Source organism: Sunxiuqinia sp. A32 (genome assembly GCF_052690465.1).
The window spans coordinates 319,459-345,553 of sequence record NZ_JBQYLI010000003.1 but is presented as its reverse complement, the minus strand read 5'-3'; the positions used below and the strand labels follow the sequence as shown (position 1 = coordinate 345,553).

Sequence of the window (26,095 nt, the reverse complement as noted above, 5' to 3'; positions counted from 1 at the left end):
TTTTATCAGGTTCGGATATTTTCGGAACCAGTGATTTGAATTGGTTGTGATATGCATTCGTTTGCGTTTTCTTATCAGAAGGCCTTCAGTAGCTAATAAAGAGAACAGGGCATCCCGACCGATTTTAATTCCCTGATTTTCCAGATCTGTCTTGATCAGATGGTAAATCTTTCGGGTTCCCATACGCGGATGTTCCCGGCGAACAGATAAGACCAATTGCACAACCAGGTAGTACTGATTCGTCACTTTGTTTCGGTTCTGTAAATGCTTGTAATAGGCTTGCCTGCTTATACCAAACACTCGGCACATCCTGTCCAGACTAGTAACAGGATAGCGGTATTTTAACGCTTGGATTGTTTGGTACCTGGCTTTTTTCTGATCTGAATATCCAGCTGCTTTTCAGCAATGTCAATCATCAGTGATAAAGCTTCACTGCGAAGCTTTTCATCTTCAACCTGCCGTTCAAGTTCTTCGATTCGCTTGAGCAGGTCCTCTTTTGATGTATGCGAATCCGGTTTCATTGGAGTTATTTGAAGTGTCTGAGCCTCAAATTTACGAATCCAGTTTAAAATAGTACAATGCCCGGCAATATCGTATCGACGATGGGCTTCTGCTTTGCTTATTTGTCCTCTTAAAACTTCGCTAACTACACGTCGTTTGAAGCTTTCTTCATAGATCTTAAATACTGGCATAAATTTACTTTTTGTGTAAACCTATTTTAGGACAAGACATTTAGACCCCTAAATCCCCTGAAGGGGACTTGGAGCCTATTGTCAGCTGATGGAAAAGTAGAAACCTTTTTGTTTTTGCACTAAGGACATCCTCCACTTTCTATGCTACAAAATTTTATTTTTTCAAAGCAGCCAGTACCCGTTCAGGAGTCATTGGCATTTGATAGAGTCTTGCACCACAGGCATCGAAGATAGCGTTGGCTATTACTGCACCCATGCAGATAATTGCTGGTTCGCCACCTCCCTGGGGTGGTTCATTTTTATCGAGAATATGTGTTTCAATTTTTGGAATCCATGAAAAACTTGGTAGCTGATAATTGCTAAAATCTTTTGTTTCCACTTTGCCACCTGTAAATTTTACGTCTTCAGTCAGCGCATAACCCATGCCCATATTGATGCAGCCTTCCATTTGGATGGTCGCTCCCTGTGGGTTGATACAATAGCCCATATCCTGTGCGCAAACTACCCGTTTTACCTGCACGTGTCCGGTTTTCTCATTGACCTCAACTTCTGCAATGTGAGCAACGTATGCACCGGCGTCAAATCCGCAGGCCACACCAAAACCTCTTTTGCTGGGTGAAACGGCAGGCTTCCAGTTTGCTTTTTTTGCCACTTCTTTTAAAACGCCAATCATTCGTGGGTCTTTCAGGTTTTTCAGGCGGAATTCAATTGGATCCATGCCTACTTTTGAAGCCATCATGTCAATCTGGGATTCGCGCGCAAAAGTGTTGGTGTTATTTGCCGGAGCCCGCCATGCGCCGGTACCAAACGGATGCACTTTAGGTGCATTCCTTTCCTGACCATATGTGGTTGTTTTTTGGTGAGGTACGTCATAAATAGTATCAGATCCTCTTGAGCCGGCGAAATAGACATGATAATCCCAGAGGTTGACTTTACCTTCTTTATCCGTGCCGGAGGTAATTTTAACAACCGCAGCAGGCCGGAAAGTGTCATAGAAAAATTCCTCTTCACGGCTCCAGTCAACCATCACCGGCTTGCCGGTAAGTTTTGCCAATCGGGCAGCTTCCACTGCCTGATTGTGGGCTGACTTACCTCCAAATCCACCTCCCAGAAATGGAGGAATAACGCGAACATCTTCCAACGGGAATCCGGTCACTCGGGAAATAGTTTCTTGCGCGGGGTAAGGCGTTTGTGTTGAAATCCATACCGTGATTTTTTCTCCTTCGATGTGTGCAAGTGCGGCGTGAGTTTCAATTGTAGCATGGGCAACATAACCATCCAGAAACTGGCTTTCAATCAGCGTGTCAACTTGCTTTTTCCCTTCTGCCAAATACCCTTGACTTTCAATCTCGTTTCCTTCAGAAGCATTGGCAAGCAAATAGTCAAAAATTGTCTGATCGTTGACATCCTTTTCGTCAAATTCATATTCAGCTTTAATTTTTGCCGTGGCTTGTTCTGCTCTTTCCGGATCTTCATGCAATGCTGCTACAAAATCACCATCTTTTACGATAAGCACCTCAGCATCCTTTTCTGCTTCTGAAGTATCAACAGAAACCAGCTCAGCACCGTGAGATGGTGGGCGGAGAATTCGTGCGTAAACCATCCCCGGAACCCGAATATCTGCTGTATATTTTGCCTCACCGGTAACCTTTAGTTTAGCGTCTTGATGATGATAGGATTTGCCCATCACCTTAAATTCGGAATAGTCTTTTACTTTGGGCTTTTCATCCAGATAGCGCTCTATCGTTTTTCCTTCTGTTAATTTATGGTAAGCCACTTTTTTATTTTTATCCCTTTTGCTGAAGACTATTCCTTCTTTAGCGGTTAGCTCACTCACGGGAAGTCCGAGTTTTTCAGCCGCCATTTCTATGAGCACTCCTCTTGCCTCAGCAGCAGCAGCTCGCAATGGTGGACCAAAAAAACGGGTGGACATAGAGCCAAATGTTCCCCTGTCCCAAGGGCAAATCTGGGTGTCCCCCATCACCATTTTAACTTTCTCATATACCACATCCAACTCGTCAGCCAGCATTTGGGCAAGCGAAGTGATAATTCCCTGTCCCATTTCAATTTTTCCGGTATAGCAAGAAACCTCACCATTTTCATGGATTAGCAGAAAGGCATTGTAATCTGTAGGCAGCGATCTTTGCTGTTCAGCATCAATTGCCAGCACATCAATGGCCTCACCAACATTAAAAAAAACATACAAGCCACCACCTAGAATCTTAAAGAAATCCCTTCGTTTCAATCCGGGTATAGTGGTTTCTTCCGGTGAATATTCATTGTAATCATCTATTTTACTCATAACTTGATCTTTTCAGTCGTTAAGAAAATTTGAAATATTCCCGTTATCGGGCTGCAGCACTTTTCATTTCTTCTGAAGCAGCTTCCACTGCATCGATAATCCGATTGTGAGCTCCGCATCTGCAGAAGTTATCTTCCATACCTGTTATAATCTCGTCCCTGCTTATCTCCGGATTTTGGAGAAGAAGTCCGTAAGCATTCATAATCATTCCGGGAGTGCAATAGCCACACTGCAATGCATCGTGTTCCATAAACGCTTTTTGGATGGGATGAAGCTCTCCATTGTCTGCCAATCCTTCAATAGTGATGATCTTGGCATTTTTTACTTCCCCCATACTCAGCAGGCAGGAACGCACAGCTTCATTATTAACAATCACGGTACAAGCGCCACAATCACCTTGCCCGCAACCGTATTTGGTTCCGGTTAAATTGAAGTGGGTCCGGAGCGCCCATAATAGCGTTTGATTTTTGTCGAGCAAAACTTCCACTGGCTTTCCGTTCAGCTCAAATTGAATTTTTTCTTCCATATCAGACGTTTTGTTTTAATTCTTTTCGATAATCTTCCGGGGTGTCAATGTCTTTCAGAATATCACCCGTTTGGACATCAATTTCCAGGATATCGTTCGGATGATTTAGAAGCAGTTCTCGCAGTCCTATATCTGGATTGAGGTGATTTATTTCCTCTTTGAATTTAATATCAATCAGGATTGGATGTCCCCGTTTTCCTTTCCAGACAGGTACAATTATACCCTTGTAGCTTTTTTGCCAGGATCGTATCAATTGATTTATAACATCGGATTGCAACATGGGCTGATCACCCAGTAAGATGATTACAGCTCCAGCTTCGGAGGAAATTGAGTTCACCCCACATTGAATCGATGATAGCATTCCCTTTTTGTAGTTGACATTTTCAACAGCTAAAACTTGAAGCTTATTAATTTGTTCTTCTATTCCTTCTTTATGGCTACCTTTTACAACCAAAACCTTGTCGGCAATGGAGGCTTTTGCTTTTTGAATAACTGTTTCAATAATCGTGTGCCCATTCCAGGGCATAAGTAGTTTTTGTTGCTCCATTCTTTTGGATTGACCTGCAGCCAATATGATGCACCATACAGCAGAGGTTTTTAGAATCGACTTTTTCTCATGCCGTACTTTCACAAGTTGGGCAGCAATACTTGTAGCAATTTCAGGGACCGTTTGAGAACGAATATCAATTCCCACGGGAGCATGAATCCTTTCGAACTCTTCAGCAGAACAAATACCATCGCATATAAATTTCTCACGAACAAGCTTTATTTTTCGTTTGCTCCCAATCATTCCAATGTATGCAGCCTCCGATTTGATACAAGCTGCCAGTGCTTCCATGTCTGTTCGGTGGCTTTGAGTTAAAATGACAATAAAGCTGTTTTTTGTAATTGTGATTTCCTGAAATGCCTTCGTGATATCTTTTATGATGATTCGGACTGTTTCCGGAAAGCGTTCTTTTGTAGCCAGTTCAGCTCGATTATCAAGGACAGTGACCTTGAAATCCAGCAAATGTCCAAGGTGGCAAAGAGATTGTCCGATATGTCCTGCGCCAACTATAACCAGTTTGGGAGTTGGTTGAATCGGCTCAGCAAAAAGAATGTTATCCGGTTGGTCGGAAGAAGATAAAATTTGTGCTTTTCCAGCCGCAAGGAATTCTTTCAAATATTCCTTCTCCAGCTTGAATTGTCTTTTGAGCCCCAGCGGCACTTCCTCATTCTCTGGAATCCAAAACCGGGTTATAAGAGGATGTTGCCCTTGTATTTGCTCGATCACTGTTATTAAGATCCCGGCTATTTGTTTTTGTAGAGAGTTAACCACCTGCTGAAAAACGGAAAAACTTTCGGTAGTATTTGCATCAAGAAAAAAAAGTGCAGAACCTCCACAAATAGCACCTTTGTCATCATCCATTTTGCCATCAAGACTAAATTCCGTAACAATTGAATGTTGTTGTTTTAATGCATCAAAAGCTAGTTTCTGTGCTTCAGCTTCCAGAATTCCTCCACCCAAAGTACCAAAAACAATCCCTTCCGAATTGAAAATAGCTGAGGAACCGGGGACTTGTGGTGTCGATCCTTTGGTTTTTATGAGCGTACCAAGAACAATCGGATGCTCCCTAGTTAAATGAGAAAGAATAGTTTCAAACAGATTTTCCATTAGGTAAATTTTAATAGGATTGAACTGATGACAACTACTTGATGCAAAGCGAAAATTTAAATCGCAGCTATATAAATTTACTGAAAATATTTGAGAAGGAGAAGAGTGAAGTTTTATACTCGATTGATTATCATGCTTTTTATCGATGAGTTTGATGGCAAAATCGAAGAAGTAAAACGCACATAGTTAGAGTAGGAAAACTTGCATCAATTCGCTGGAAATGCCTACTTGTAATGAGGTCAAAAAGTTTTAAACACTAGAATTTATTTTTTCTTTGGAAGAAATTATTTGGTGAAAATTTTCGAATCAAAATTGTCGATTTCTGGATTATAAAGTATTTCTCCAACCAGATTCTCTTTTTGCGAATCTACATCATCATAATTTTCTTGTAAACTAACGATGAAAGAAAATGGAGGAAAGTCTATTGATATAGTATCCGGAATCATGGTGTTAATTGCAATTTTCTTGGTAATGCATTTTGGATTTGAGAATTCAGCAATATAGTTTTTATTAAATTCAAGTTCAAAGCGAAATCGGCTGTCATTACTTAATTTATTCTTTTGTGTGACTTTCGTTCCATCATAAATGATTAGTACCGAACTATCACGAACCTCCTCGCTTATAAGTTGAAGTTTTCCCTGAACAATAAATTTTGCATCTGTAATTTCAGCTTTTAATAATTGATTTTGGGAGGAAGATTCCTTTTGTTTTGGTTGGCTTGAAGTACTTTTATACAGGAAAAGAGAACTACCAATGATAAGAGTCAAAAATAAAGATTTGATCAGGCTTTTGGGATGTTTCATAATGGGAAATTGTTAATAACTGAAAATCAACACCCTTCAAATTTAATGAATTTCTTTTATCGTAATTTCTTGATTCCGAAACATCAAGTGGTCTCCCACTTTCTTTCCTAAAAGGTGCTTGCCAATTGGTGACGAAATTGATAGGCAAAACCAGCTGTTGTCATCCATCTCAATCTTTCCGTAAGCAATCGAAAAGAAATAATTCCCCTGATCGGTGATTACAAGACTTCCAAACTCAACACCGTTGGATTTTTTGTCCGGATCAATCTTCATGAGTTCATTTTTCTGCTTTTGAAGATTAACCAGTTGCATTAGATTCTTCTCAATTTCCATTTGCACCATTGCCCGACCGGTTTCATACTTGTCACCAACACTGCTTTTGGTTTCATTGTCACGTGATTCTTTTGCAGTTTCGATAGCCCGATTTAAAAGCTCAATCTTTTGGTTAAATTGCTTGACCAGCTCTTCTAATAACAGCTCTTTTGTTTTCATCTGACTGGACTTTAGCGGGCACAATTCATACAATACAAACTCTCTGGGCGGATTAGAATCCTACCAAGTGGAATTGGCTTTTTGCAGGATAAACACAAACCAAAGTCTTTCGTATTTAGTTGGGAAAACACGCGCTGCAGGTTTTTTAACTTTTCCTTGGCTTTACGCAACGAAACTTCAATTACACTTTTGTTGTTTATAGCATCCATGCGCGAAATTCTACCAATGGCGACATCCGGCTCAACAGGTTTAGTAAGTTCCCGATATTCAACAATCAGCTTTTCCGTTTTATCAATTTCCTTTAGTAGTTTGGCTCTTATTTCTTCCTTATCCATACAAAAATCGCTTACAATATGTTGTTTAAGACCACAAGTTAGCATTATTGAATGAATTGAGAAACATCGCACGATAGTCAAACCATCCATTGTTGATTGCCAATAACATAGTCAAACTTATTGAAAATAAGCCTAAAAAGTCGTAAATTATATATTGGTTTTAAGAATGATGAAAATCTGTTTGGTTTTGAATTGCAGGTGACTTGTGAAATAGGGGGGATGATCATGACTACGCATCAACAGCTGGATAAAATTGCAATCAGCGTGAAATCACATCGCTTGTTGAAGAAGCTTCTTCGGGAGAACCCGAAGCTTGGAAACATCATGCAAAATTCAAGGAATGAAACGGAAGCATTGGTTGGAGTGCGCAACTGGGTTCTTGAGGATTTAAAAAAAAGGCCGGATGCATACAACTATTATAAAAAAAATGGACTGCATGTATCATTAACTAAAGTGGCTTGGTCTGATTATGCTGCCATTCGTATTTTGGACTATATTGATCATGCGGGGAATGAGTACATTGACCAAAATCTGCATGGTGAACTAGCCGTTAGCAATCCTATAAAAATGATTTGGTTAGCTGTAAACTACGGAACTGGCGGTGCCAAACCATATTTTTTTCAGGATATGCTTGAGTTATTTCGTCAATATCGTGGGGTGTTGAAACGTGAGTTGCCCAGTCGGAAAAAAGTAGAAGAATGGATGGATCAGTATCCGTCAGGCCTCGATCCCCGAATGATTAAATTGAGGGAGGAAAACAGAGATCGAATTATCCAAATCATTATCAAGCAGATTGATGAGCAGAAAGTTAAAAGTGAACGTTTTCGTTTTGAGACGGGACTATCTGGTGAAGAAAAGTATCTGAAAGTTCGAGAGTGGTGGAATGATCATCATTTCCATTTAAAATTTGCAGTTCGCTCGCCTGACCTGTTAAATAAAATGCTGGGTGAATCGCTGGATCCCGATACAATGAAAGTGCTCTATCAGGCCAGAGATGCAGGCATTCCCTTTTTCGTCAATCCGTATTATTTGTCTTTACTGCATGTTCGGGTTCCTTATTTTGCAATTGGCGCCGACCTAGCAATCCGTGATTATATTATTTACCAAAAGCAATTAGTTGATGAATTTGGGGAAATTTCGGCATGGGAGAAAGAAGACAAGGTGAAACCAGGGGAGCCAAATGCTGCCGGCTTTTTGCTGCCATCCTTCCATAACATACACCGCCGATATCCCGAAGTCGCTATTCTGATTCCAGACACTGCAGGAAGAACTTGTGGTGGTTTGTGTGCAGTGTGTCAGAGAATGTTTGATTTTCAAAATGGTAACCTAAATTTCGATATAGGGAAACTTCGTCCTATAATCGGCTGGAAAGAAAAATTGAGATCATTAATGGACTATTTTGAAAACGACTCTCAGTTACGGGATATTTTACTTACAGGTGGTGATGCCTTGATGAGCTCAGATCAATCTTTGAAAGAGATCCTGGAAGCTATCTATGAAATGGCGAAACGAAAAAAGCAAGCAAATAAATCCAGAAAGGACGGTGAAAAATATGCCGAAATTGTTCGGGTGAGAATCGGAACCCGTCTGCCAATCTACCTGCCCCAAAGAATTTCTCTCAAGTTGATTAAATTGCTCGCTGACTTTAAAAAAAGAGCTTCTGAAATTGGTATTCAACAATTTGTCATTCAAACACATATTGAATCGGCAATGGAAATGACACCTGAATCAAGAGATAGCATTCGTCGTTTACTTTCTGCCGGATGGACTGTTACAAATCAACTGGTTTTTACAGCTTCAGCATCCAGAAGAGGGCACGCTGCCAAATTGCGCAAAGTGATTAATGATGTGGGAATTCTCAGCTATTACACTTTCACCGTAAAAGGATACATGGAAAATAACTATCACTTTGCAGTGAATGCCCGCTCGCTGCAAGAACAGAATGAGGAAAAGGTGATTGGGAAAATACCTAAAAAGTATTATCAGGTTCTCAGGGGCTTTCCTTCAGATGCAGAACACATGGTTGAAAATATCGATAAGCTTCGGCAAGAGGCCGACCTCCCATTTTTATCCACAGATCGAAGTGTTTTGAATTTACCGGGGGTGGGTAAAAGTATGACTTTTCGTGTGATAGGCATTACCCGCTACGGTCGCCGGATTCTGATGTTTGAACATGATGAAACCCGAAAACATAGTCCGATAATCTACAAAATAGGCCAGGTAATTATCATTGAATCCAAATCCATCAGTGAATATCTGCAGCAACTGGAGAATATGGGTGAGGATATTGACGAATACAAAAGCGTTTTTGGCTATTCCATTGGAGAAACTGAATACCGAATTCCAATTTATGAATACCCATCATACAACTTTGTGACTACAAAAGAAATAACCAACCTGGAATTAAGCTGACCCATAGCATTCCGAGGTTGGTTATGTATTAAATCTAATTGGACTAGGTAGTTTCAATGCATCGAGAAAATTTTTTCCTGCTCACATAATTTAAATAGTTTTTGCAGGTTTTAAGCTTGTTAACTGTTTTCAATTGTAGTTGAGTTGTTCTTTTTTTACTTTTGGCTTCTCAATACTTTATCGATATTCGAAAATGAAAAACTGCCTTAAATATCTAACCACATTACTATTGACAGTTCTAGTGGGGAACACCCTTATTGCTCAGCAATCAAATTCTGAAATAATTAATTCTCCCAGGTTGGTTGTAGTTATTAATGTTGAACAGATGCGGACTGACTATATTGGTCGTTTTTGGAACAAGTTTCAACAAGGTGGTTTTAAACGACTGCTAGAAGAGGGAGCTGTATGTTCAAATACATCAATGAATTTACATGTTCAAAAATCTATTACAGGAGTAGCAACTTTATTTACAGGAGTATATCCATCTCGTCATGGAATTGTCAATGATAACTGGTATGATCGTTTGCGTAGCAAAGAAGTAAATGCGTTGGAAGATGATTATTATATCACTGTTGGGAGTGATTCTGAAGAGGGGAAAATTTCAGCTAGTAAGCTACTGAGTCCTACGATTGGAGATGACCTTAAAATAAATACACGAGGAAAGTCAAAAGTGTTCTCCATTGCTTTAAACCCTGAAAGTGCTGTATTTTCTGCTGGTCATTCTGCTGATGGAGCTTATTGGCTCGACACACAGACAGGTGCTATGATCAGCAGTTCCTATTATATCGAATTATTTCCGGATTGGGTACGATTGTTTAATGATAAAAAGTTTGCAGAACTCTACACCAGTAGAGATTGGTCTACTTTACTGCCGGCAGGAAGCTACGAAGAGAGCCTTCAGGATGACTACATTTTGGAGAAAGGATTTTATAATAAATGGAACACTTTCCCATATAACATCAACAAGTTAAAAGATCGTGCCGGAAGTTATAAAATACTGAAAGCCACTCCATTTGGAAATACAATGGTTAAGGATTTTGCTGTCAACCTCATACAGGCAGAAAACCTTGGGAAAGACAATATTCCGGATTTACTAACAGTAAATTTCTCATCAATGGATTACGAAAATGGGGAGTTTGGTCCAGTATCCGTCGAAATGCAGGATGTTTATTTACGTTTGGATCAGGAAATTGCCCATCTTATCAACTACCTGGATAATTCAGTTGGGAAAGGAAATTCATTAATTGTTCTTACTTCATCCTGTTCATCAAGTTATCCGGTTGATTATTTAAAGGAAGAATATAATATGCCTGTTGGTTATGTGGCTCCAGAGAGCATGGTTGCCTTGTTAAAATCATACTTAAATATTTCCTATGGTCAGAATGATTGGATTGAGTTTGTTAGTGACCAGCAAATCTATTTTAACCGCGATTTAATTGAGAAAAAGGAATTGGATTTAGAGGAAGTACAACGGAAAGCTGCTACTTTTATTAATCAATTTGAAGGAGTAAAATTGGCATTGCCTGCCAGTAGTTTTGAGCAAGGCGATTATTTAAAAAGCCAATTGACCTTAATCTCAAACTCATTCAATTTTAAACGCTCAGGAGATGTGCTGTATTTGCTTGAAGATGGATGGCAGCCACAATACAAATATCAGCGAACAATTTACACCGACCAGGTTCGTATACCAATGATTTGGTACGGTGCAGGAATAAGAAAGCAACGCATTCTTGAAAAGGTTGAAGCAGTTGATGTGGTTCCAACCATTTTTGAGATTTTGGGCTATGATCCCCCAGCTCATACGCAGGGACGCGTTATCAGTGAATTGTTTCGATAAACAAATTCGGTAAAATAAACTACCTCCGGCCAATTTCAAGAGCTTCAGTAAATCATTTCATATCATGTGGATGACATTGGTTCAGCCTCAAAAAGACTGCGAAATCCATCTGAAATGATTTATATTCATTTATTGAGTGAAGATAGCTATCTTCCGAAGCAACAAGCCAAGTTGTCTATAACCTAACTGGTTATCCCTTTTTTCCCTTCAGCTGGAAAAAGGAATCAAAAACAGCCGACGCTGGATGAAAATTTGCTAAAAACCAATTCTTTTTGTGAATCCGCCTGAAGTATTAATTTATCGATGTTTTTCCTTGAACCAGACTAAAAATAAATTATCGAGCTGCTTTTTCTCTTTGAATATTTCTAACAAACTCAATTAAAAGCGGAAAAGCAGGGTAGGTCATTCCATGTCCGTAACCATCCAATTCATAAAGAGTGGTTCTTTGATGCCCTGCAATTTTCATCATGCGCATCATGTATGCATTTTCTTCATAGCGGCCAAGCATTTCCATTTCGCGATCGCCTGTTATTAGTAACAAGGGAGATGCATCTGCTCGTACATGGTACAATGGTGCATATTTGTCAACAATTGGCTGAGTATCCGGAATTCCACGCTCTTCACGCACGGTCATGTGTGTAATCGTATGTCCGCTAAAAGGAATTAATCCGGCCAAATTATTCGCATCCAGATCATATTTTTTTAACCAGCTTTTGTCAAGTCCAATCATGCTGGTCAGGTAACCGCCGGCAGAATGTCCCGATACGAAAACCAAGTTGGAATCACCGCCATATTTCGAAATGTTTTTCATCGTCCATGCAACAGCAGTTGCTGCATCTTCAAGATATGCTGGACATTTTGCTTTTGGATACAACCGATAATTGACACCTACAACAGCTATTCCTTTATTTTTGAGTGCGTCCGGAATTTCTTTACTCCCACCTTTTAATCCTCCTCCATGAAACCATACCACCGTTGGAAAATTTTCAACATTCTCCGGATAGTAGAAGTCCAATTTGCATCGCGATTGAATATAGTCGTTCCCTTGTTGAGCAGATTGTTCGTAATAGGGCAAGTCATTTAGCAACTTATAATTTATATCCTGAGCGGATGAAGCAAATGAAAGGAATAAAATTAAGAAGGATAGTAATGTCAGTTTCATTGGGTATGTAAAATTAGTTTCTAACAAATTTAGGCATTAAAAATTGTTATACCCATTTCAATGTCGGAGTTTTCAAATGTAAAAATGGGAAATATTATTGTTTTTGTTTGAGTATTTCCTGTAATCGATACATCTCATCACGAAGGCGCGCAGCTTCGATAAAGTCTAAATCCTTTGCCGCAGCCTGCATTTCCTTTTTAGTTTTTATAATCGCCTTTTCTAAAGCATCCACACTCATGTATTGAACTACCGGATCAGCTGCCACATCAGGATGATCTGCTCCTCCACTATAAGCTTCCTGTTTATTGCTTCGGTATTCATAGCCAATGATTTCTCGCGTTGGTTTCACGATGGCTTGCGGAGTAATACCATTTTCTTCATTATATTTCAATTGCCTTTCACGTCGATAGTTGGTGGAGTCAATCGTCTTCTGCATCGAATTGGTAATCTTATCCGCATACATGATTACCCTACCATTCAAGTTACGGGCAGCACGTCCGGCCGTCTGTGTTAATGATCGCTCCGAGCGCAGAAAACCCTCTTTATCAGCATCCAAAATAGCAACCAGTGATACCTCAGGTAAATCTAAACCTTCCCGCAATAGATTAATTCCAACAAGAACATCAAACCCACCTTTGCGCAATTCTTCCATAATTTCGACCCGCTCCATGGTGTCAATATCAGAGTGGATGTATCGGGTTTTTACTCCCATGTTCGATAAATATTTACTCAGTTCTTCGGCCATCCGCTTGGTGAGTGTGGTTACCAAAACACGTTCATTTTTCTCAATGCGAAGATTAATCTCATGCATTAGGTCGTCGATCTGATTGGTTGATGGACGAACATCAATAATCGGATCAAGCAAGCCGGTTGGACGAATAATTTGCTCTACTATAACCCCCTCAGATTTCTCAAGTTCATAATCAGCTGGTGTTGCACTTACAAATAATGTTTGATTGACCAGATTTTCAAATTCCTCAAATTTTAGAGGCCGATTATCGATAGCAGATGGTAGCCGAAAACCATACTCCACCAGGTTTACTTTACGCGAGTGATCACCTCCATACATGGCTCGTATCTGGGGAATCGTTACATGACTTTCATCCAAAATGGTGATAAAATCTTTAGGAAAATAATCCAGCAAACAGAATGGTCTGCTACCTGCGTCTCTTCCATCAAAATATCTGGAATAATTTTCCACACCCGGACAGTAACCCAATTCCCGCATCATTTCCATGTCGTACTCCACCCGCTCCTGAATCCGCTTAGCTTCCAATGGCTTTCCAATTTCGCGGAAAAAATCAATTTGTTTCACCAAATCATCCTGAATCTCATGAATAGCAGATTTCATTCTTTCCTTGGTGGTCACAAATATATTTGCCGGGTAAATAATGGCTGATTCGAGTTCGTCAATCGTTCCACCTTCAATCGGATCGAAGCTGTAAATTTCTTCGATTTCGTCCCCCCAAAAAACAACCCGTATAGCAGAATCATCATAGGCCAAAAAGATGTCAACAGTATCTCCTTTTACGCGAAAATTTCCTCGCTGAAAATCCACTTCGTTGCGCGAGTAAAGTGCATCAACCAATTTATGTAGAAATTGATTTCTGTTTATTATCTGACCCTTTTTTACAGAAGTTACATTCGCATGAAAGTCTTCAGGATTCCCAATACCATAGAGACAGGAAACAGATGAGACCACAACCACATCGCGCCTTCCGGAAAGTAAGGAAGATGTTGTACTCAACCTCAGTTTTTCAATATCCTGGTTGATGGATAAGTCTTTCTCAATGTAAGTATCAGTTGTTGGCAGATAGGCTTCAGGCTGATAATAATCGTAGTACGACACAAAGTATTCAACCGCATTGTTCGGGAAAAACTGCTTCATTTCGGCATACAGCTGTGCCGCCAATGTCTTATTATGACTTAAAATTAAGGTAGGGCGCTGCACCTTTTCAATCACATTGGCCATGGAAAAAGTCTTCCCCGAGCCAGTCACCCCGAGCAAAGTTTGAAAGGGTATTCCTTCTTCAATTCCCTCTGCCAATTGCTTGATTGCTTCGGGCTGATCTCCTGTTGGTACGTATGGTGCAACTACTTTAAAATCCATGTTCCTAAAAACCGAATTTGGGCTATTTTAGTTCAGTTTAATCCTATTGTAAACCTGGTTTAATAAACTTCTTCTCCAATAGTTACCTTGTAATACTTTGTTACATCAATAACTTCCATCCCAGCTGCCTCAGCAGCTTTCATCCCTAATATGCCGTCTTCAAAAACTACACAATCATCAGGTTTTACACCAATTAGCTCTGCACATTTAAGGAAAGTTTCGGGATGAGGCTTTGAATGGACAATATCATTGGCAGATACCAATCCATCAATATATATATCCATCTTAACCAACTTTAGAACTTTCTCCGAGATTCTTCTGCAACCACCTGTTCCAACAGCTATTGGAAGTTTTCCATGAAAACGCTCAATTACCTGAATTACCGGCTCTATTGGTTTTACCAGATGCATATTATTCTCATATTCCAGTTCTTTAGCATCTCCCATTTCCTGAGGATCAATGTTCTTGTCAAACATCTCATTTAATTTCTCAACAGTGGGATAAAGTGGAATTCCAGCCAATTCAGCAAAAAGAGTGGTTGTAAAATCAATCCCAAATCGTGCAGCCGCATTTCTCCAGGCAATAAAATGGATTGGCATCGTATCTGCAATGGTTCCATCCAAATCAAATATCAGCCCTTTTGCATTTGGAGATACTTCAATCATTTGATTCATAAAATGTAATTGTACAATATTAGCTGACAAAAGTAACCAAATAATGATGATTGCTTTTATTTTTTAGTTTAAGTAAATTTTAACACATTTGCTTCAAATCAAATACAATGAACCAAACGCTGATATCAAATTTCACCTATCTCTCGCAGGTCGCACTATTTGCTGGAATTGCCGTACTTATTTTTGCCTGGGTTGAGAAAAAAGAACAATTGGAAAAGATTGGGCATGTGTTATTTATCTTGTTAGGAGTTCTGGCAGCCTGGATTCTCGCCTCGGGGCAAATTGTTGTACCTGAAATAATTGATGGGCAATTGCCAAAGGAAGCACGTTTGATTTCCTTCTTTACCGGTTTGGTTGTAACAGCTATTCTTGCAGCGGTAGCTATTGTTTTAAAGATTAAGAAATCTAAATACAGCAACTGGATTAACGTTATCATTGGACTGGTAGCCTTGCTGCTTTTCTTTATGGTCTATGAATTAATTAAGGCATAAAAAAGGCTGTCTGCAAATCGCAAACAGCCTTGTAATAATTATCCGTGGTATTTTTATTTAGAGTCTTTACAAGCATTGTAAATTCCTTCAAACAATTCTTTTACATCGCTGGCTGCTACTGCCGAAAATGCTACTCGTAGAACATTATTCAGGTTAATTAAACCAATGCTGTATTTTTCAATTAGTATTTGACGGATTTTTTCTCCATCCAAACCTTCCGCTAATTCTACACACATGAAATATCCGGAATTAAAAGGCAGGGCAGTGAAGAATTCTGCATACTTGTCTTCCTTCAACGCTTCTTTTACGGCTTTGTAACGAGCATCCATAATGTCGTACTTAGCATCTTTTTGCGATTGATAAGCTTCATTCTCAAAAGCATTCAGCAGTAAGGATTGTGAAATATTTGCTGCATTTGAAATGTTTCCACGAACGGCACCTGCTGTTTTTGCTTCCAAAGCACCGTATAATTCAGCATCGCCGCTTTTAATTCCATAGGTCATGAATCCAACACGGAACCCCCAAACATAGTCTTCCTTGGTTGGGCCATCCACTTTAACAGCCAATACATTTTCGTGAAGGTCACAAAGCTGAGAAAAAACACTTTCTTCTTCGATTCCCTCTTCATATACCAATCCAAAATAAGCATCATCCGAAAAGATTACAATCTTGTTCCCTTTGTCTGCAGCGTCTTTGATGATTTTGCTCATCGCTTCTACTTCTTCCGTGGTAGGCGAATAACCCGTTGGATTATTTGGGAAATTAAGAATTAGAATTTTTTTACCGATTTCACCTTCATTTAGCTTTGCTTCAAAAGCTTCCAAATTAAGATGATCATCCTTGAATAATTTATATTTATCCAGAATAGCACCGTAAGCGTGGGTTAGAATCAAGTTGTAATTCCCCCAAAACAAATCAGGAACAATCACTTTGTCACCCTCATCAACAAACATGTAGCCAGCCATACTAACACCGTGTGTTAAGGCATTAGTAACAACAGGTAAGCTAATTACTTTGTCACCCAGCGATGGATTTTTCGCATAAATCATGCTCTTCCATTTTGCACGAATATCCGGACGTCCAAAACTTGGCGCATAAGGAAAAACCAATGAAGGATCTAGATTTACATTTGAGGCAATACTTTCTAAACGCATTGGAGAACCGTTATCTTCAACAGCAGCACCAATGGTGGCGTTAATCTTGGTTCCTTTTGCATCAGCAGTTTGTCCTAAAATTCCCTTTTTCGGGAAAAAGATATTTTTACCTTTTGCAGATAATAGATCGTAAATAACAGGATTTTTCGATTGGATAATTTTGTTTAATTCTTCAGCTTGAGGATTCATTATTAAATAATTAATCGTTTTGAACCAATTGTTCTTCTATTATTTGTAACGAGTGCAAGATATTAAAAAATCTTTTTCAGAACTTTATGCATTATCAAAATGAAAATAGAATTGATGTTTTCTTCACGAATTGTAAAATTATTGAATGAAAAGCATTTGCATCTGCTCATTTATACTTATTTGAACAAATCTTCGTCACGAATGATCATCATAATTGCAGAATGAGGCAGGATAATGTATTTCTCCTTGTTAAACTCAATTTCGAATCCACTTTTATGAAGATAAATTGCCAAATCACCCACCTGTGCTTGTAAAGGAACATATTTAACTTCGTCCTTGTTTTCTTTCCAAGGTTCGTCTTCATCTGTCATTGCCGGAATGGGATATCCAGGGCCAACTTTTACAATGTATCCGCTGTGTACTTTCTCATTTTCCTGTACAGTTGGAGGCAAATACAAACCAGATTGAGTTTTTCCTGCCGGATTCTTAGGCTTGACCAAAACCCGGTCTCCCACCATAATAAACTTCGCTAAATCCTTTTCTTCAATTATCAGAGACATTTCCTATATTTTTTCGCAAATATAATATTAATAACAAATGAACAAAGATACTTTCTTAATCGGCAAGAGGTAAAGTGAAACTAACTTCAGTTCCTTCTCCTTCTTCACTTTCAACAAAGAATTCTCCTTTGTTTTTTTGCAGGAATTCTTTCACCAAAATAAGTCCGATTCCTGTTCCTGATTCCTGCAACGTCCCTGGAGTTGAAAATGAAATGGATGCTTTCACTTGCTGAAGAACCTGTGGATTCATTCCAATTCCTTTATCAGTGACACTTACAATCATAAAGTCACCTTTCTCAATAGCTGAAATTCTGATTTCACCATTTTCTTTCGAATATTTTATCGCATTTGAAAGAATATTTCTGATGATAGATCCAAGCATATCGCTATCTGCAAAAACTTCGCTATTGCTATTTACTTTAATAAAAAGCGAAAGCTTTTTAGCCTGAATCGATTGATCAAATAGCTCAATAACTTCTCTTAATATGCTTTCCAATTTTATGGATTGTGGCGAAAATGGGATTATTTCATTCTGTACCGTTGACCACTTTAGAAGATCTTGCAATAAATGATAATTTTGGTTGGATATTGAAGCCAATTGTGTGATCAGATTCCTTTTTTCTTCGCTTGACATTACATCGTATTGCTCATTCAACATATTAGAAGTAACAGCGAAATTTCCAATGTGATGGCTTAAATCGTGAGACACCAGCGACAAAAACTTCTCCTTATTAATGGCCAGATTTTTATATCTCTCCTGGCTGGTTCTAAAGGAATTGGTAATCGTCTCCAATCGAAAATAAAGCTGATCGAAAACATATTCATTTATATATGCCATCAATGAGATCATCACAAATACCACCGTTACACGCTCCAGCCAATCTGGATTATAGTCTGGGAACCAGCTTTCATTTTTCAAGAATATAAAGCCTGCAAGATTAACTGCTGTAAAGATTACCAGTGTCCATATTCCTCTTCTTTTACCTAACAGAAGAATAATGGGAATTGGCACTAAAACAGCTGTTAATATTCCTGTATTATTCATCCCTCCTGACTGAACAAACAGTATGCTAATCACGCAAATTAGACCAATGAAAATATTAATAACCTGATTCAGGTACTTCTTTATTTTGAGGAAATAGATAAGGATGCAACCTAAAACAAAGAATGAACTGTCCGCCAGAAGGAATTCATAATCTTTAGTAACGATGGCCGCAAAAACAAAGAATAATGAAATAAAGAGAAAAAAGTATAAAAAGAAACTTACTAAAATGCTCTTCTTTTTCTCGTAAAGACTTGCATATGCCTTGGTATCAGCAGTAAGAAAATACTTACGTATATAATCGATCAGCATGTTTTGTACAATTCGTTTTTTGAATTATTAAAAATACGTAATTCAAATATTCCATGCACAATGAAAACTATTTTCTTACGGGTCTATTGACTATTTTAATATTCGCCAATTACGTCCGTTAAAACTTCAAAGCCCGAATTGGTTACCAAAATAGTATGCTCAAATTGAGCTGAAAGTTTTCCATCACTGGTACGGGCAGTCCACCCATCATACTTGTCAACCCGGGTTGTAGGTCTGCCTTCATTAATCATGGGCTCAATCGTGAACGTCATTCCAGCTTGGAGGATGGGCCCTGAGTTACGGCGGGCAATGTGGTCAACCTGAGGCGCTTCATGAAAATCAAGGCCGATACCATGCCCGCAAAATTCGTACACTACACTGAACTTATTTGCCTTAGCATAACGTCCGATAACAAACCCAATATTGCCCAAATGATTTCCAGGTTTTACCTGATCAATACCCAAATCAAGGCAATGTTTTGCCACGTCTACAATTTTTGCAGCCCTCTTTGAGATTTCACCAACTGTATACATTCTGCTGGTGTCTCCGTAATAACCATTCAATATGGTGGTCACATCAATATTTAAGATATCACCTTCTTTCAAAACTTCAGTTGGACTTGGAATTCCATGGCAAACCACTTCATTAAGCGAAATACATGATGCTTTTGGATAACCATTATATCCGACAGTAGCAGGAATGGCTTTATGGTCCCGAATAAACTCTTCAATAAGATTATTTAAGTGATCAGTGGTCACACCTTCCTTCACATACTCTTCAATCATAACCAGACATTGGCCTGCCAATTTGCTGCTTTGACGGATGCCTTCAATCTGTTCTGGTGTTTTAATTATTATCTCGCTCATGAAAAAAATTTTCGCAAAAGTCGTTAAAGCTTCTTTATTTTCAAAGCTGAACAATAGTTTTATAGAAAGGTTTAGCAATTTTCTTGATAAATGAAACGATCTAGTCACCAGGGTTTCAAAAAAAACATCCATAATTTCTGGTTTCGTTAACAACTATCAATATTTTTGTAACTCTTATTATTCTGAAATAATCATACGTTCAGGAAAGCTCAAGTTGTCGTTTAATAATTAAATCTTTTATTGCGGGATCCTCAAGATTTGCCTTCATTTGAAAAGGTGATTTCATTTTGAATAATTTCCCTGAATCGTAACATAGGCTAACAATGAAAAAATATATTGAAACACTTCAAGTTAAAAGCTATCACACCAACCAGTTTGCAAAAGCATCGGTGCCAATGCTTTTTAATTTCATGCTGGAGGCTGCCTGGGCTCATGCACAAGTGATGGATTGGGGATATGATCAGTTAAAAAGCAGCAATTTATTTTGGGTTTTGTCGAGAATGTACGTGGAGTTTGAAAAATACCCTTCCTGGCAAGATGAGATCGTTCTGAATACCTGGTCTGCCGGCACTGATGGCATGTACGCATACCGGGATTTTATTCTGGAGACAAAAACCGGAGAACTAATTTTAAAGGCTAGTACCTCCTGGTTGATCCTGGAACATGACACCAAGAAAATCTTCTTGCTAAGAAATTATCGCGATACATTCCCAAAACTTGAAAGTAATGATGCTTGCAGAAATCCCAAGCGGATCAAGCCAATTGCACATCCTAATTCGATGAGCTTTGTTCCCGTTCAATTTAGTGAGCTGGATGTAAATATGCATTTTAACAGCGTGAAATACTTGGAACGTGTGATCAATGATTTCGGAATCGAATTCCTAAATAATAATGAATTGGCAAGTATCGAAGTGAACTACCTGAAAGAAGGAATGGCGAATGATTCGCTCGCAGTAGTGCACAAAAAGATGAATGAAACGGAGTATTTATCCGGAATTGTTAGAGAAGCAGACAAGCTTGATTTATGCGCGATTCATACTAAATGGAAAGAGCGCAACTGACTATTCATTTAGCCAGTTGGTAATCGCATTCAATTTCTCATCAATAGACATATACCCATCGAGCCAATTGATTTTAGTCCCTTGCTTTTCCATTCGGCGAAACCAGGTCATCTGGCGCTTGGCAAATTGATGGATAGCGATTTCAAGTTGGACAAACATTTCATCATAGCTAAGTTCACCAATCAGATGTAACGTGAGATATTTATATTCCAGGCCGTAATAAGTCAGTTTTTCTGGCGTCAGACCCTTATCCAGTAAAACCTGAACTTCATCAAGCATTCCTTCACTTACTCGTTGCTTTAGCCGCTCAGTTATTTTTTTACGTCTGTGTTCCCTGTCATATTTTACACCAACAACCAAACTGTTTATTTGCGGCATATCCGTGTCAATATCTGGATGATGTTTCAAGTATTCTTCGATTTCAATTGCCCGGATTGCTCTTCGTTTGGTTTCAATATCTGTTTTGTTGTGCAAATCAGGTTTATACTTTCGTAGTATGATTTCCAGTTCAGCAAGGTCTTTCTCTTCCAGTTCAGCTCGAAATTCCACATTTTTGGGAACTTGTATGAGTTTGTAGTTTTTAAGAACAGCCTCCAGGTACAGGCCACTCCCACCGCACAACACCGGAAATTTTCCTCGCTTAACGATATCGTCATATACTTTTAAGAAATCAGATTGATATTCAAAAACATTGTATTCATAGCCCGCATCCACAATGTCAATCAAGTGATAAGGGATGTGTTTTCCCTCAATATCATAATCCTCATAATCCTTCCCGGTTCCTAAATCCATCCCCCGATAGACTTGTCGTGAGTCCGCTGAAATTACTTCACCATCCAGTCGAAGCGCAGCGTGGGCGGCAACAGTTGTCTTGCCAGAGGCAGTTGGTCCTAAAATGGTAAGAAGCTGGTATCTTGATTTTTGCATGAATGTATGATTTTTATGATCTCTAATTCTGCCCATAAAATTATTCAACTATGCAAAATAATGTATTTTTGTAACGCAAAACCAGCATCTATGGATATTAAACAAGAATATATACGTCTTTTGAATGATAGTTGGCAACTCACCATTGAGCCAAGACAATTTTGGGAAAGTCGGAAATCAGGGGAAGGCGACGTAAATGTACTCTACAGATTCTTTCTGCCGATTGTTTTCCTCGTTGGTATCGCTATATTTTTAGGCGAACTGATTACCAGTCCCGAGTTTCTGTTATCCTATGCTATCTCAAAATCCTTTCGGGAAATTGCCGTTTATCTTTTGCAATTTTTTGCTGCCAGCTATTTGACAAACGAACTGCTAACAAGTTTCGGAGGAAGTAAAAATATGTCGCTCGTGAAGCCGGTAATTGCGTATTCATTATTTCCATTTCTCCTGGTATCTGCTGTAACTGGGTTATTCCCTGCTTTATATGTGCTCGAAATATTGGGTCTGTATGGCGTTGTTCTTTTCGTTTTGGGTGTGCAGGTTTGCTTTGAGATTCCGGAAGGTAACAGAACACGGTACATTCTTATTACTATATTGGTTAATTTCTTTACTTTCGCCTTGATAAACGTTATTAGTTGGAAACTATTTCAGGCATTTTTTGCATATGGCGCATAAACCACAAAATATAAATATCAAGAATAAACGAGCTTTCTTCGAATATGAAATTTTGGAACGGTTTGTTGCTGGAATTCAATTGGCTGGAACTGAAATTAAGTCGATTCGCAATGGAAAAGCAAGCCTGGTTGATTCCTTCTGTCGGTTTACAAATAACGAGCTGTATGTCGTGAATATGAATATTTCTGAATATGACTTTGGAAATATCAATAATCATGAGGCCCGCCGTGACCGCAAATTGCTGTTAAGCAAAAAAGAGCTGCAGAAACTTCAGAAGAAAATTAAAGAAAGTGGCTTGTCCATTATCCCACTAAAAATGTTTATTAACGATCGGGGACTTTGCAAAATAGAAATTGCACTTGCCAAGGGTAAAAAAACGTACGACAAGCGGGAAAGTCTTAAAAGCAAGGATGCTAAGCGAGATATCGATCGTGCAATGAAACACTAATTTTCAACACCCTCTCTCCTTTTCCTTTAAAAAATAATTTAGAATTCATCTTGATAAGTTGCATTGAGCCATGCAATTGTAGTAACTTGTTAATTCGTTAAAAAAATGAATTAGTCATGAAAAAGTATGTATTAATAGTTGCCATAATTGCTGGTTGTTTAATGATATCTGAGACAACATCAGCACAAGGATTTCTGAACAAGTTAAGCAAAAAGGTTCAGGATAAAATCGAAAATAAAGTTGAAGACAAGGTTGATGAAAAAGTAGACGAAAAGCTGGATGAAGCATTTGAAGAAAATGAAGAAGCTGCAGCATCAGACGAGGAAAAGCAAAACGAACGTCTTCAAAAAATGATGAAGGGTATGGGATTGTCTGGTGATCCTGTCCCAATTGAAGATTCATACACGTTCGATTCAAAAATCCAGATGCATATTGAATCCTACAAATCAAATGGGAAGTTAGATAATGAGGGCGATTTTGTGACATACATTAACCCGGAAGGAAAGAATTTTGCCTACGAATTTATTTCAGGCGACATGGAGCAAAAAGGGAAAGGTATGTTTATTATGGATTTTACGAATGGCGCCATGATTATACTTTCGGATGATAAAGGTGAAAAAAACGGAATTGTGTATGGAATAAATCTCGATGAAGCTATGGATGATGCCTATGATGAGTTGGATGAAGAGCAAATCAAAAACATCAACCTGAATCCATACCTGGAAAAAACCGGAAGATCGAAATCAATTGCAGGATACACATGCGAAGAATATAAGTATAACAACCCCGAGGAAGATACAGAAGCAAGTTTTTGGATTAGCGAGAAGGCCAACTTCAAAACAAGAGATTACATGAGCTCCATCTTTAAATCTGCCGCATACTCCAGAGGAATGCCATGGGGTTTTGTAATGGAATCTGAATCAATTAACAAAGAGAACAACGAACGCACCCTGATGAAAGTAACCGATATCGACGACAACGCCAATAAAAAATTCAACCTGGGTAATTACCAAATAACCAATCTTGGTTCGATGAATATCCCCACGGGAGACGAAGAATAGTTGATTGATCTATTTTAAAAAACTCAAAAGTCCTACTGAGCAAAACAAAAAATGCCAAACATACTACTTATGAAATCAATCTTATCCAGAATAGCAATCGGATCATTTGTACTAATTTTTTGTTTTGGATGCTCACAATCGGCTTTTGCTTTAACCGTTCACGATACATCATCGTTGGACTGGAAACTATGGGGGTATCGACCCAATGTTTGGCGAATGAATTTCAATTTTGACTCCCTATCCGGAACTTGGGCCGAAATACAGGGCATAGATGCTACTGTCCCAGGCTCAGTTCGAAATGCTTTAAAGGATGCCGGAATAATTCCTGATTGGAATGTCGGATTGAACTATACTGCATCCGAATGGGTAGAAAACCGACATTGGCTTTTTTGCGCAAAGATACCTGACGAATGGGTGCCTGAGAATAAAGAAAATGTTGCGGTTCAGTGCTTGGGGCTTGATTATAAGGGGTATTTGATGCTCAATGGGAAAGAGGTAGGATATTTCAATAACGCATTTATTCCATACAATTTCAATATTGGGGAGTTTTTAAAGGAGACAAACAACACGCTGGTCTTTGTATTTGAATGCCCCCCGGAAAACCTAGCCCAAATAGGATGGACATCTAAGATAAAAGACTGGAAACCACGTTTTAATTACGGATGGGACTGGGTACCGCGTATTGTTCAGACTGGTATTTGGGATAAGGTACAATTAGTTGTTAATACCGAACAAAATGCGATTATAGAAGATGTCCGACTTGTTGCTGAAGCGGATAGAGACACCGATAGTGGAGATTTAAAGATTAATTTATCATTTAACAAACTGCCTTTAAAGAGTAAAGTCAAAATCAGTCTTGCAATGCAGGATGGTGAAGTAGTAAAAGAAGAAACGATAACAGCAACTCAATCTGTTCAAAATATAAACTGGAGTCAATTGAAAATTATACGCTGGTATCCCAATGGCAGTGGGGAACAGCCACTTTATCATTTGAATATTTCTTTATTGGGTGAAACGGGAAAGGTCGTTCAACAAGTTAATCGGAATATTGGTTTTCGTCATATTGAATGGCAGCCTTGCGAAGGTGCAGTTCCTCATGCAGAACCATGGCTTTGTAGTATAAATGGTCATCCAGTGTTTTTGCAAGGAGTAAACTGGACACCCATACGACCAAATTTTGCCGACCTTAAAGAAGAAGACTATCGAAAATTACTCTCCATTTATAAAGATTTGGGATTAAATATTATACGAGTGTGGGGCGGCGGTTTTCCCGAGAAAGAATGGCTTTATGATATCTGTGACGAAATGGGAATTCTTATTTGGCAGGATTTCCCACTCAGTTCATCTGGATTAGACAATTACCCACCAGAGGGAGCTGAAGAAATCTATACGATGAGTAAGATACTCAATCATTATGTTTCCCGTCTCCATCACCATGCATCATTATTGCTTTGGTGTGCCGGCAACGAACTGTATGAAAAAGGAGACATTGCTCCTGTAGATGATCAACACCCACTAATTAATGCCATGAAAAAACAAATTGTGGCGCTCGATCCAACACGGAAATTTGTGCCGGGATGTCCGTCGGGACCAAATATCTATGCGGATTGGAGCAACTTTGGCAGTGGCGATAATTGGGACGTTCATGGCCCCTGGAAGATGCCTTTCCGTGATGAAAATCAGAACATGGATGATGTACATGAGTTCTGGGAACAAAACGATGCTTTGTTTCATTCTGAAGCAGGGGTGCCTGGAGCAATGTCTGCTGAAATGATTCGCAAGTACGCGGGAGATTATGCGCCATTGCCTGCAGACTTTTCTAATCCCCTTTGGCGCACCGTTAATTGGTGGACTGATTGGAAGCAATACCATAAATTTAGAGATAAACAAGTTCCCGAATCACTTGAAAACTATGTAGAGTGGAGTCAACAACGGCAAACAGAAGGATTGAGCATTGCGCTGGATAATAGTAAAAAGCGTTTCCCAAAATGCGGTGGCTTTATTATTTGGATGGGGCACGATTGTTACCCCTGTCCTATAAACACGTCAATCATTGATTTTGAAGGTAATTTAAAGCCATCGGCATTGGAAATTAGTAAAATATGGAGGAAGGATTAATGAGCGTGTAACTCGTTCGAACGAATGTCATACCCATTATGCCGAGAGATTTCGACAAGTGCAAGCTAAGGGTATCTCAGTTAATGTTTAAAATTGGGTGAATCGAATATATTAAATAGTAGGTTTGGTTTAGTGCTCTGGTATGTTTATTTTTATGCTAATTAGAATAAGATAAACTGATACCCTTACACC

At 38.9% G+C, this 26,095-nt stretch carries 23 protein-coding genes and 1 pseudogene; 8 read left to right on the top strand and 16 right to left on the bottom strand.

The window, feature by feature from the left end:
- The 8 genes and pseudogenes from ACUNWD_RS04790 to ACUNWD_RS04755 all read right to left on the bottom strand — a co-directional run.
- A pseudogene (locus tag ACUNWD_RS04790) lies at nucleotides 1-246 on the bottom strand (hypothetical protein); the annotation flags it as partial.
- 95 nt (nucleotides 247-341) lie between these two features.
- Complete coding sequence (locus ACUNWD_RS04785; protein WP_445586637.1) at nucleotides 342-692, bottom strand: transposase; 351 nt, start codon at nucleotides 690-692, stop codon at nucleotides 342-344.
- A gap of 154 nt (nucleotides 693-846) precedes the next feature.
- Nucleotides 847-2,994 carry a molybdopterin cofactor-binding domain-containing protein gene (locus tag ACUNWD_RS04780; RefSeq protein ID WP_445586636.1) on the bottom strand — a complete coding sequence of 716 codons (2,148 nt, stop codon included), beginning with the start codon at nucleotides 2,992-2,994 and terminating at the stop codon, nucleotides 847-849.
- Between the two features lie 43 nt (nucleotides 2,995-3,037).
- The gene (locus ACUNWD_RS04775; protein ID WP_445586635.1) at nucleotides 3,038-3,520 is read right to left on the bottom strand and encodes a (2Fe-2S)-binding protein; all 483 of its coding nucleotides are present in this window, start codon (nucleotides 3,518-3,520) and stop codon (nucleotides 3,038-3,040) included.
- Nucleotide 3,521: 1 nt separating this feature from the next.
- Nucleotides 3,522-5,174: an XdhC family protein gene (locus ACUNWD_RS04770; protein ID WP_445586634.1), complete on the bottom strand. Its 1,653-nt coding sequence runs from the start codon at nucleotides 5,172-5,174 to the stop codon at nucleotides 3,522-3,524.
- 284 nt (nucleotides 5,175-5,458) lie between these two features.
- Nucleotides 5,459-5,977 (bottom strand): hypothetical protein, encoded by a 519-nt coding sequence (locus tag ACUNWD_RS04765; RefSeq protein ID WP_445586633.1) that lies wholly within the window; start codon nucleotides 5,975-5,977, stop codon nucleotides 5,459-5,461.
- Between the two features lie 42 nt (nucleotides 5,978-6,019).
- The gene (locus ACUNWD_RS04760; RefSeq protein WP_445586632.1) at nucleotides 6,020-6,469 is read right to left on the bottom strand and encodes a hypothetical protein; all 450 of its coding nucleotides are present in this window, start codon (nucleotides 6,467-6,469) and stop codon (nucleotides 6,020-6,022) included.
- 11 nt (nucleotides 6,470-6,480) lie between these two features.
- Complete coding sequence (locus ACUNWD_RS04755; RefSeq protein WP_445586631.1) at nucleotides 6,481-6,804, bottom strand: TraR/DksA family transcriptional regulator; 324 nt, start codon at nucleotides 6,802-6,804, stop codon at nucleotides 6,481-6,483.
- Nucleotides 6,805-6,924: 120 nt separating this feature from the next.
- Between ACUNWD_RS04755 and ACUNWD_RS04750 the strand changes: the two genes are divergently transcribed.
- Nucleotides 6,925-9,216, top strand: coding sequence for a KamA family radical SAM protein (locus tag ACUNWD_RS04750; protein ID WP_445586630.1), 2,292 nt, complete (start codon nucleotides 6,925-6,927; stop codon nucleotides 9,214-9,216).
- Nucleotides 9,217-9,409: 193 nt separating this feature from the next.
- Nucleotides 9,410-11,053: an alkaline phosphatase family protein gene (locus tag ACUNWD_RS04745; protein WP_445586629.1), complete on the top strand. Its 1,644-nt coding sequence runs from the start codon at nucleotides 9,410-9,412 to the stop codon at nucleotides 11,051-11,053.
- Between the two features lie 334 nt (nucleotides 11,054-11,387).
- Here ACUNWD_RS04745 and ACUNWD_RS04740 read toward each other — a convergent pair whose 3' ends face one another.
- The 3 genes from ACUNWD_RS04740 to ACUNWD_RS04730 all read right to left on the bottom strand — a co-directional run bounded on the left by ACUNWD_RS04740 (nucleotide 11,388) and on the right by ACUNWD_RS04730 (nucleotide 14,999).
- A complete protein-coding gene (locus ACUNWD_RS04740; RefSeq protein WP_445586628.1) occupies nucleotides 11,388-12,215 on the bottom strand; it encodes an alpha/beta hydrolase in 828 nt (275 codons plus the stop codon).
- Nucleotides 12,216-12,309: 94 nt separating this feature from the next.
- Nucleotides 12,310-14,325, bottom strand: a complete 2,016-nt coding sequence (uvrB, locus tag ACUNWD_RS04735; RefSeq protein WP_445586627.1) for an excinuclease ABC subunit UvrB — start codon at nucleotides 14,323-14,325, stop codon at nucleotides 12,310-12,312.
- 59 nt (nucleotides 14,326-14,384) lie between these two features.
- The gene (locus tag ACUNWD_RS04730) at nucleotides 14,385-14,999 is read right to left on the bottom strand and encodes an HAD family hydrolase (RefSeq protein ID WP_445586626.1); all 615 of its coding nucleotides are present in this window, start codon (nucleotides 14,997-14,999) and stop codon (nucleotides 14,385-14,387) included.
- Between the two features lie 107 nt (nucleotides 15,000-15,106).
- Here ACUNWD_RS04730 and ACUNWD_RS04725 point away from each other — a divergent pair, with 107 nt between their 5' ends.
- Nucleotides 15,107-15,490 carry a hypothetical protein gene (locus tag ACUNWD_RS04725; protein WP_445586625.1) on the top strand — a complete coding sequence of 128 codons (384 nt, stop codon included), beginning with the start codon at nucleotides 15,107-15,109 and terminating at the stop codon, nucleotides 15,488-15,490.
- A 53-nt stretch (nucleotides 15,491-15,543) separates the two neighbouring features.
- Here the strand turns inward: ACUNWD_RS04725 and ACUNWD_RS04720 are convergent, their stop codons facing one another.
- From ACUNWD_RS04720 to map, 4 genes are all read right to left on the bottom strand, one after another.
- Complete coding sequence (locus ACUNWD_RS04720) at nucleotides 15,544-16,833, bottom strand: aminotransferase class I/II-fold pyridoxal phosphate-dependent enzyme (protein ID WP_445586624.1); 1,290 nt, start codon at nucleotides 16,831-16,833, stop codon at nucleotides 15,544-15,546.
- 176 nt (nucleotides 16,834-17,009) lie between these two features.
- Nucleotides 17,010-17,393: a co-chaperone GroES gene (locus ACUNWD_RS04715; RefSeq protein ID WP_445586623.1), complete on the bottom strand. Its 384-nt coding sequence runs from the start codon at nucleotides 17,391-17,393 to the stop codon at nucleotides 17,010-17,012.
- 55 nt (nucleotides 17,394-17,448) lie between these two features.
- On the bottom strand, nucleotides 17,449-18,747 hold the full coding sequence (locus tag ACUNWD_RS04710) for a sensor histidine kinase (protein ID WP_445586622.1): 1,299 nt from the start codon (nucleotides 18,745-18,747) through the stop codon (nucleotides 17,449-17,451).
- Between the two features lie 95 nt (nucleotides 18,748-18,842).
- A complete protein-coding gene (gene map, locus ACUNWD_RS04705) occupies nucleotides 18,843-19,613 on the bottom strand; it encodes a type I methionyl aminopeptidase (protein WP_445586621.1) in 771 nt (256 codons plus the stop codon).
- 323 nt (nucleotides 19,614-19,936) lie between these two features.
- Between map and ACUNWD_RS04700 the strand changes: the two genes are divergently transcribed.
- Nucleotides 19,937-20,674, top strand: a complete 738-nt coding sequence (locus ACUNWD_RS04700; RefSeq protein WP_445586620.1) for an acyl-[acyl-carrier-protein] thioesterase — start codon at nucleotides 19,937-19,939, stop codon at nucleotides 20,672-20,674.
- Here ACUNWD_RS04700 and miaA read toward each other — a convergent pair whose 3' ends face one another.
- Nucleotides 20,675-21,601, bottom strand: a complete 927-nt coding sequence (gene miaA / locus ACUNWD_RS04695) for a tRNA (adenosine(37)-N6)-dimethylallyltransferase MiaA (protein ID WP_445586619.1) — start codon at nucleotides 21,599-21,601, stop codon at nucleotides 20,675-20,677.
- A 90-nt stretch (nucleotides 21,602-21,691) separates the two neighbouring features.
- Here miaA and ACUNWD_RS04690 point away from each other — a divergent pair, with 90 nt between their 5' ends.
- The 4 genes from ACUNWD_RS04690 to ACUNWD_RS04675 all read left to right on the top strand — a co-directional run bounded on the left by ACUNWD_RS04690 (nucleotide 21,692) and on the right by ACUNWD_RS04675 (nucleotide 25,903).
- The gene (locus tag ACUNWD_RS04690; RefSeq protein ID WP_445586618.1) at nucleotides 21,692-22,276 is read left to right on the top strand and encodes a Yip1 family protein; all 585 of its coding nucleotides are present in this window, start codon (nucleotides 21,692-21,694) and stop codon (nucleotides 22,274-22,276) included.
- Nucleotides 22,266-22,724 carry an SsrA-binding protein SmpB gene (gene smpB / locus ACUNWD_RS04685; RefSeq protein ID WP_445586617.1) on the top strand — a complete coding sequence of 153 codons (459 nt, stop codon included), beginning with the start codon at nucleotides 22,266-22,268 and terminating at the stop codon, nucleotides 22,722-22,724. Before ACUNWD_RS04690 ends, smpB begins: the two co-directional genes overlap by 11 nt.
- 116 nt (nucleotides 22,725-22,840) lie before the next feature.
- The gene (locus ACUNWD_RS04680) at nucleotides 22,841-23,785 is read left to right on the top strand and encodes a hypothetical protein (protein ID WP_445586616.1); all 945 of its coding nucleotides are present in this window, start codon (nucleotides 22,841-22,843) and stop codon (nucleotides 23,783-23,785) included.
- A 69-nt stretch (nucleotides 23,786-23,854) separates the two neighbouring features.
- Nucleotides 23,855-25,903, top strand: a complete 2,049-nt coding sequence (locus tag ACUNWD_RS04675) for a glycoside hydrolase family 2 protein (RefSeq protein WP_445586615.1) — start codon at nucleotides 23,855-23,857, stop codon at nucleotides 25,901-25,903.
- Nucleotides 25,904-26,095 lie beyond the last annotated feature (192 nt).

Coding starts and splice junctions, on each gene's coding strand:
- ACUNWD_RS04785 (WP_445586637.1), bottom strand. CDS start 692: ATGCCAGTATTTAAGATCTATGAAGAAAGCTTCAAACGACGTGTAGTT.
- ACUNWD_RS04780 (WP_445586636.1), bottom strand. CDS start 2,994: ATGAGTAAAATAGATGATTACAATGAATATTCACCGGAAGAAACCACT.
- ACUNWD_RS04775 (WP_445586635.1), bottom strand. CDS start 3,520: ATGGAAGAAAAAATTCAATTTGAGCTGAACGGAAAGCCAGTGGAAGTT.
- ACUNWD_RS04770 (WP_445586634.1), bottom strand. CDS start 5,174: ATGGAAAATCTGTTTGAAACTATTCTTTCTCATTTAACTAGGGAGCAT.
- ACUNWD_RS04765 (WP_445586633.1), bottom strand. CDS start 5,977: ATGAAACATCCCAAAAGCCTGATCAAATCTTTATTTTTGACTCTTATC.
- ACUNWD_RS04760 (WP_445586632.1), bottom strand. CDS start 6,469: ATGAAAACAAAAGAGCTGTTATTAGAAGAGCTGGTCAAGCAATTTAAC.
- ACUNWD_RS04755 (WP_445586631.1), bottom strand. CDS start 6,804: ATGGATAAGGAAGAAATAAGAGCCAAACTACTAAAGGAAATTGATAAA.
- ACUNWD_RS04745 (WP_445586629.1), top strand. CDS start 9,410: ATGAAAAACTGCCTTAAATATCTAACCACATTACTATTGACAGTTCTA.
- ACUNWD_RS04740 (WP_445586628.1), bottom strand. CDS start 12,215: ATGAAACTGACATTACTATCCTTCTTAATTTTATTCCTTTCATTTGCT.
- uvrB (WP_445586627.1), bottom strand. CDS start 14,325: ATGGATTTTAAAGTAGTTGCACCATACGTACCAACAGGAGATCAGCCC.
- ACUNWD_RS04730 (WP_445586626.1), bottom strand. CDS start 14,999: ATGAATCAAATGATTGAAGTATCTCCAAATGCAAAAGGGCTGATATTT.
- ACUNWD_RS04725 (WP_445586625.1), top strand. CDS start 15,107: ATGAACCAAACGCTGATATCAAATTTCACCTATCTCTCGCAGGTCGCA.
- ACUNWD_RS04720 (WP_445586624.1), bottom strand. CDS start 16,833: ATGAATCCTCAAGCTGAAGAATTAAACAAAATTATCCAATCGAAAAAT.
- ACUNWD_RS04715 (WP_445586623.1), bottom strand. CDS start 17,393: ATGTCTCTGATAATTGAAGAAAAGGATTTAGCGAAGTTTATTATGGTG.
- ACUNWD_RS04710 (WP_445586622.1), bottom strand. CDS start 18,747: ATGCTGATCGATTATATACGTAAGTATTTTCTTACTGCTGATACCAAG.
- map (WP_445586621.1), bottom strand. CDS start 19,613: ATGAGCGAGATAATAATTAAAACACCAGAACAGATTGAAGGCATCCGT.
- ACUNWD_RS04700 (WP_445586620.1), top strand. CDS start 19,937: ATGAAAAAATATATTGAAACACTTCAAGTTAAAAGCTATCACACCAAC.
- miaA (WP_445586619.1), bottom strand. CDS start 21,601: ATGCAAAAATCAAGATACCAGCTTCTTACCATTTTAGGACCAACTGCC.
- ACUNWD_RS04690 (WP_445586618.1), top strand. CDS start 21,692: ATGGATATTAAACAAGAATATATACGTCTTTTGAATGATAGTTGGCAA.
- smpB (WP_445586617.1), top strand. CDS start 22,266: ATGGCGCATAAACCACAAAATATAAATATCAAGAATAAACGAGCTTTC.
- ACUNWD_RS04680 (WP_445586616.1), top strand. CDS start 22,841: ATGAAAAAGTATGTATTAATAGTTGCCATAATTGCTGGTTGTTTAATG.
- ACUNWD_RS04675 (WP_445586615.1), top strand. CDS start 23,855: ATGAAATCAATCTTATCCAGAATAGCAATCGGATCATTTGTACTAATT.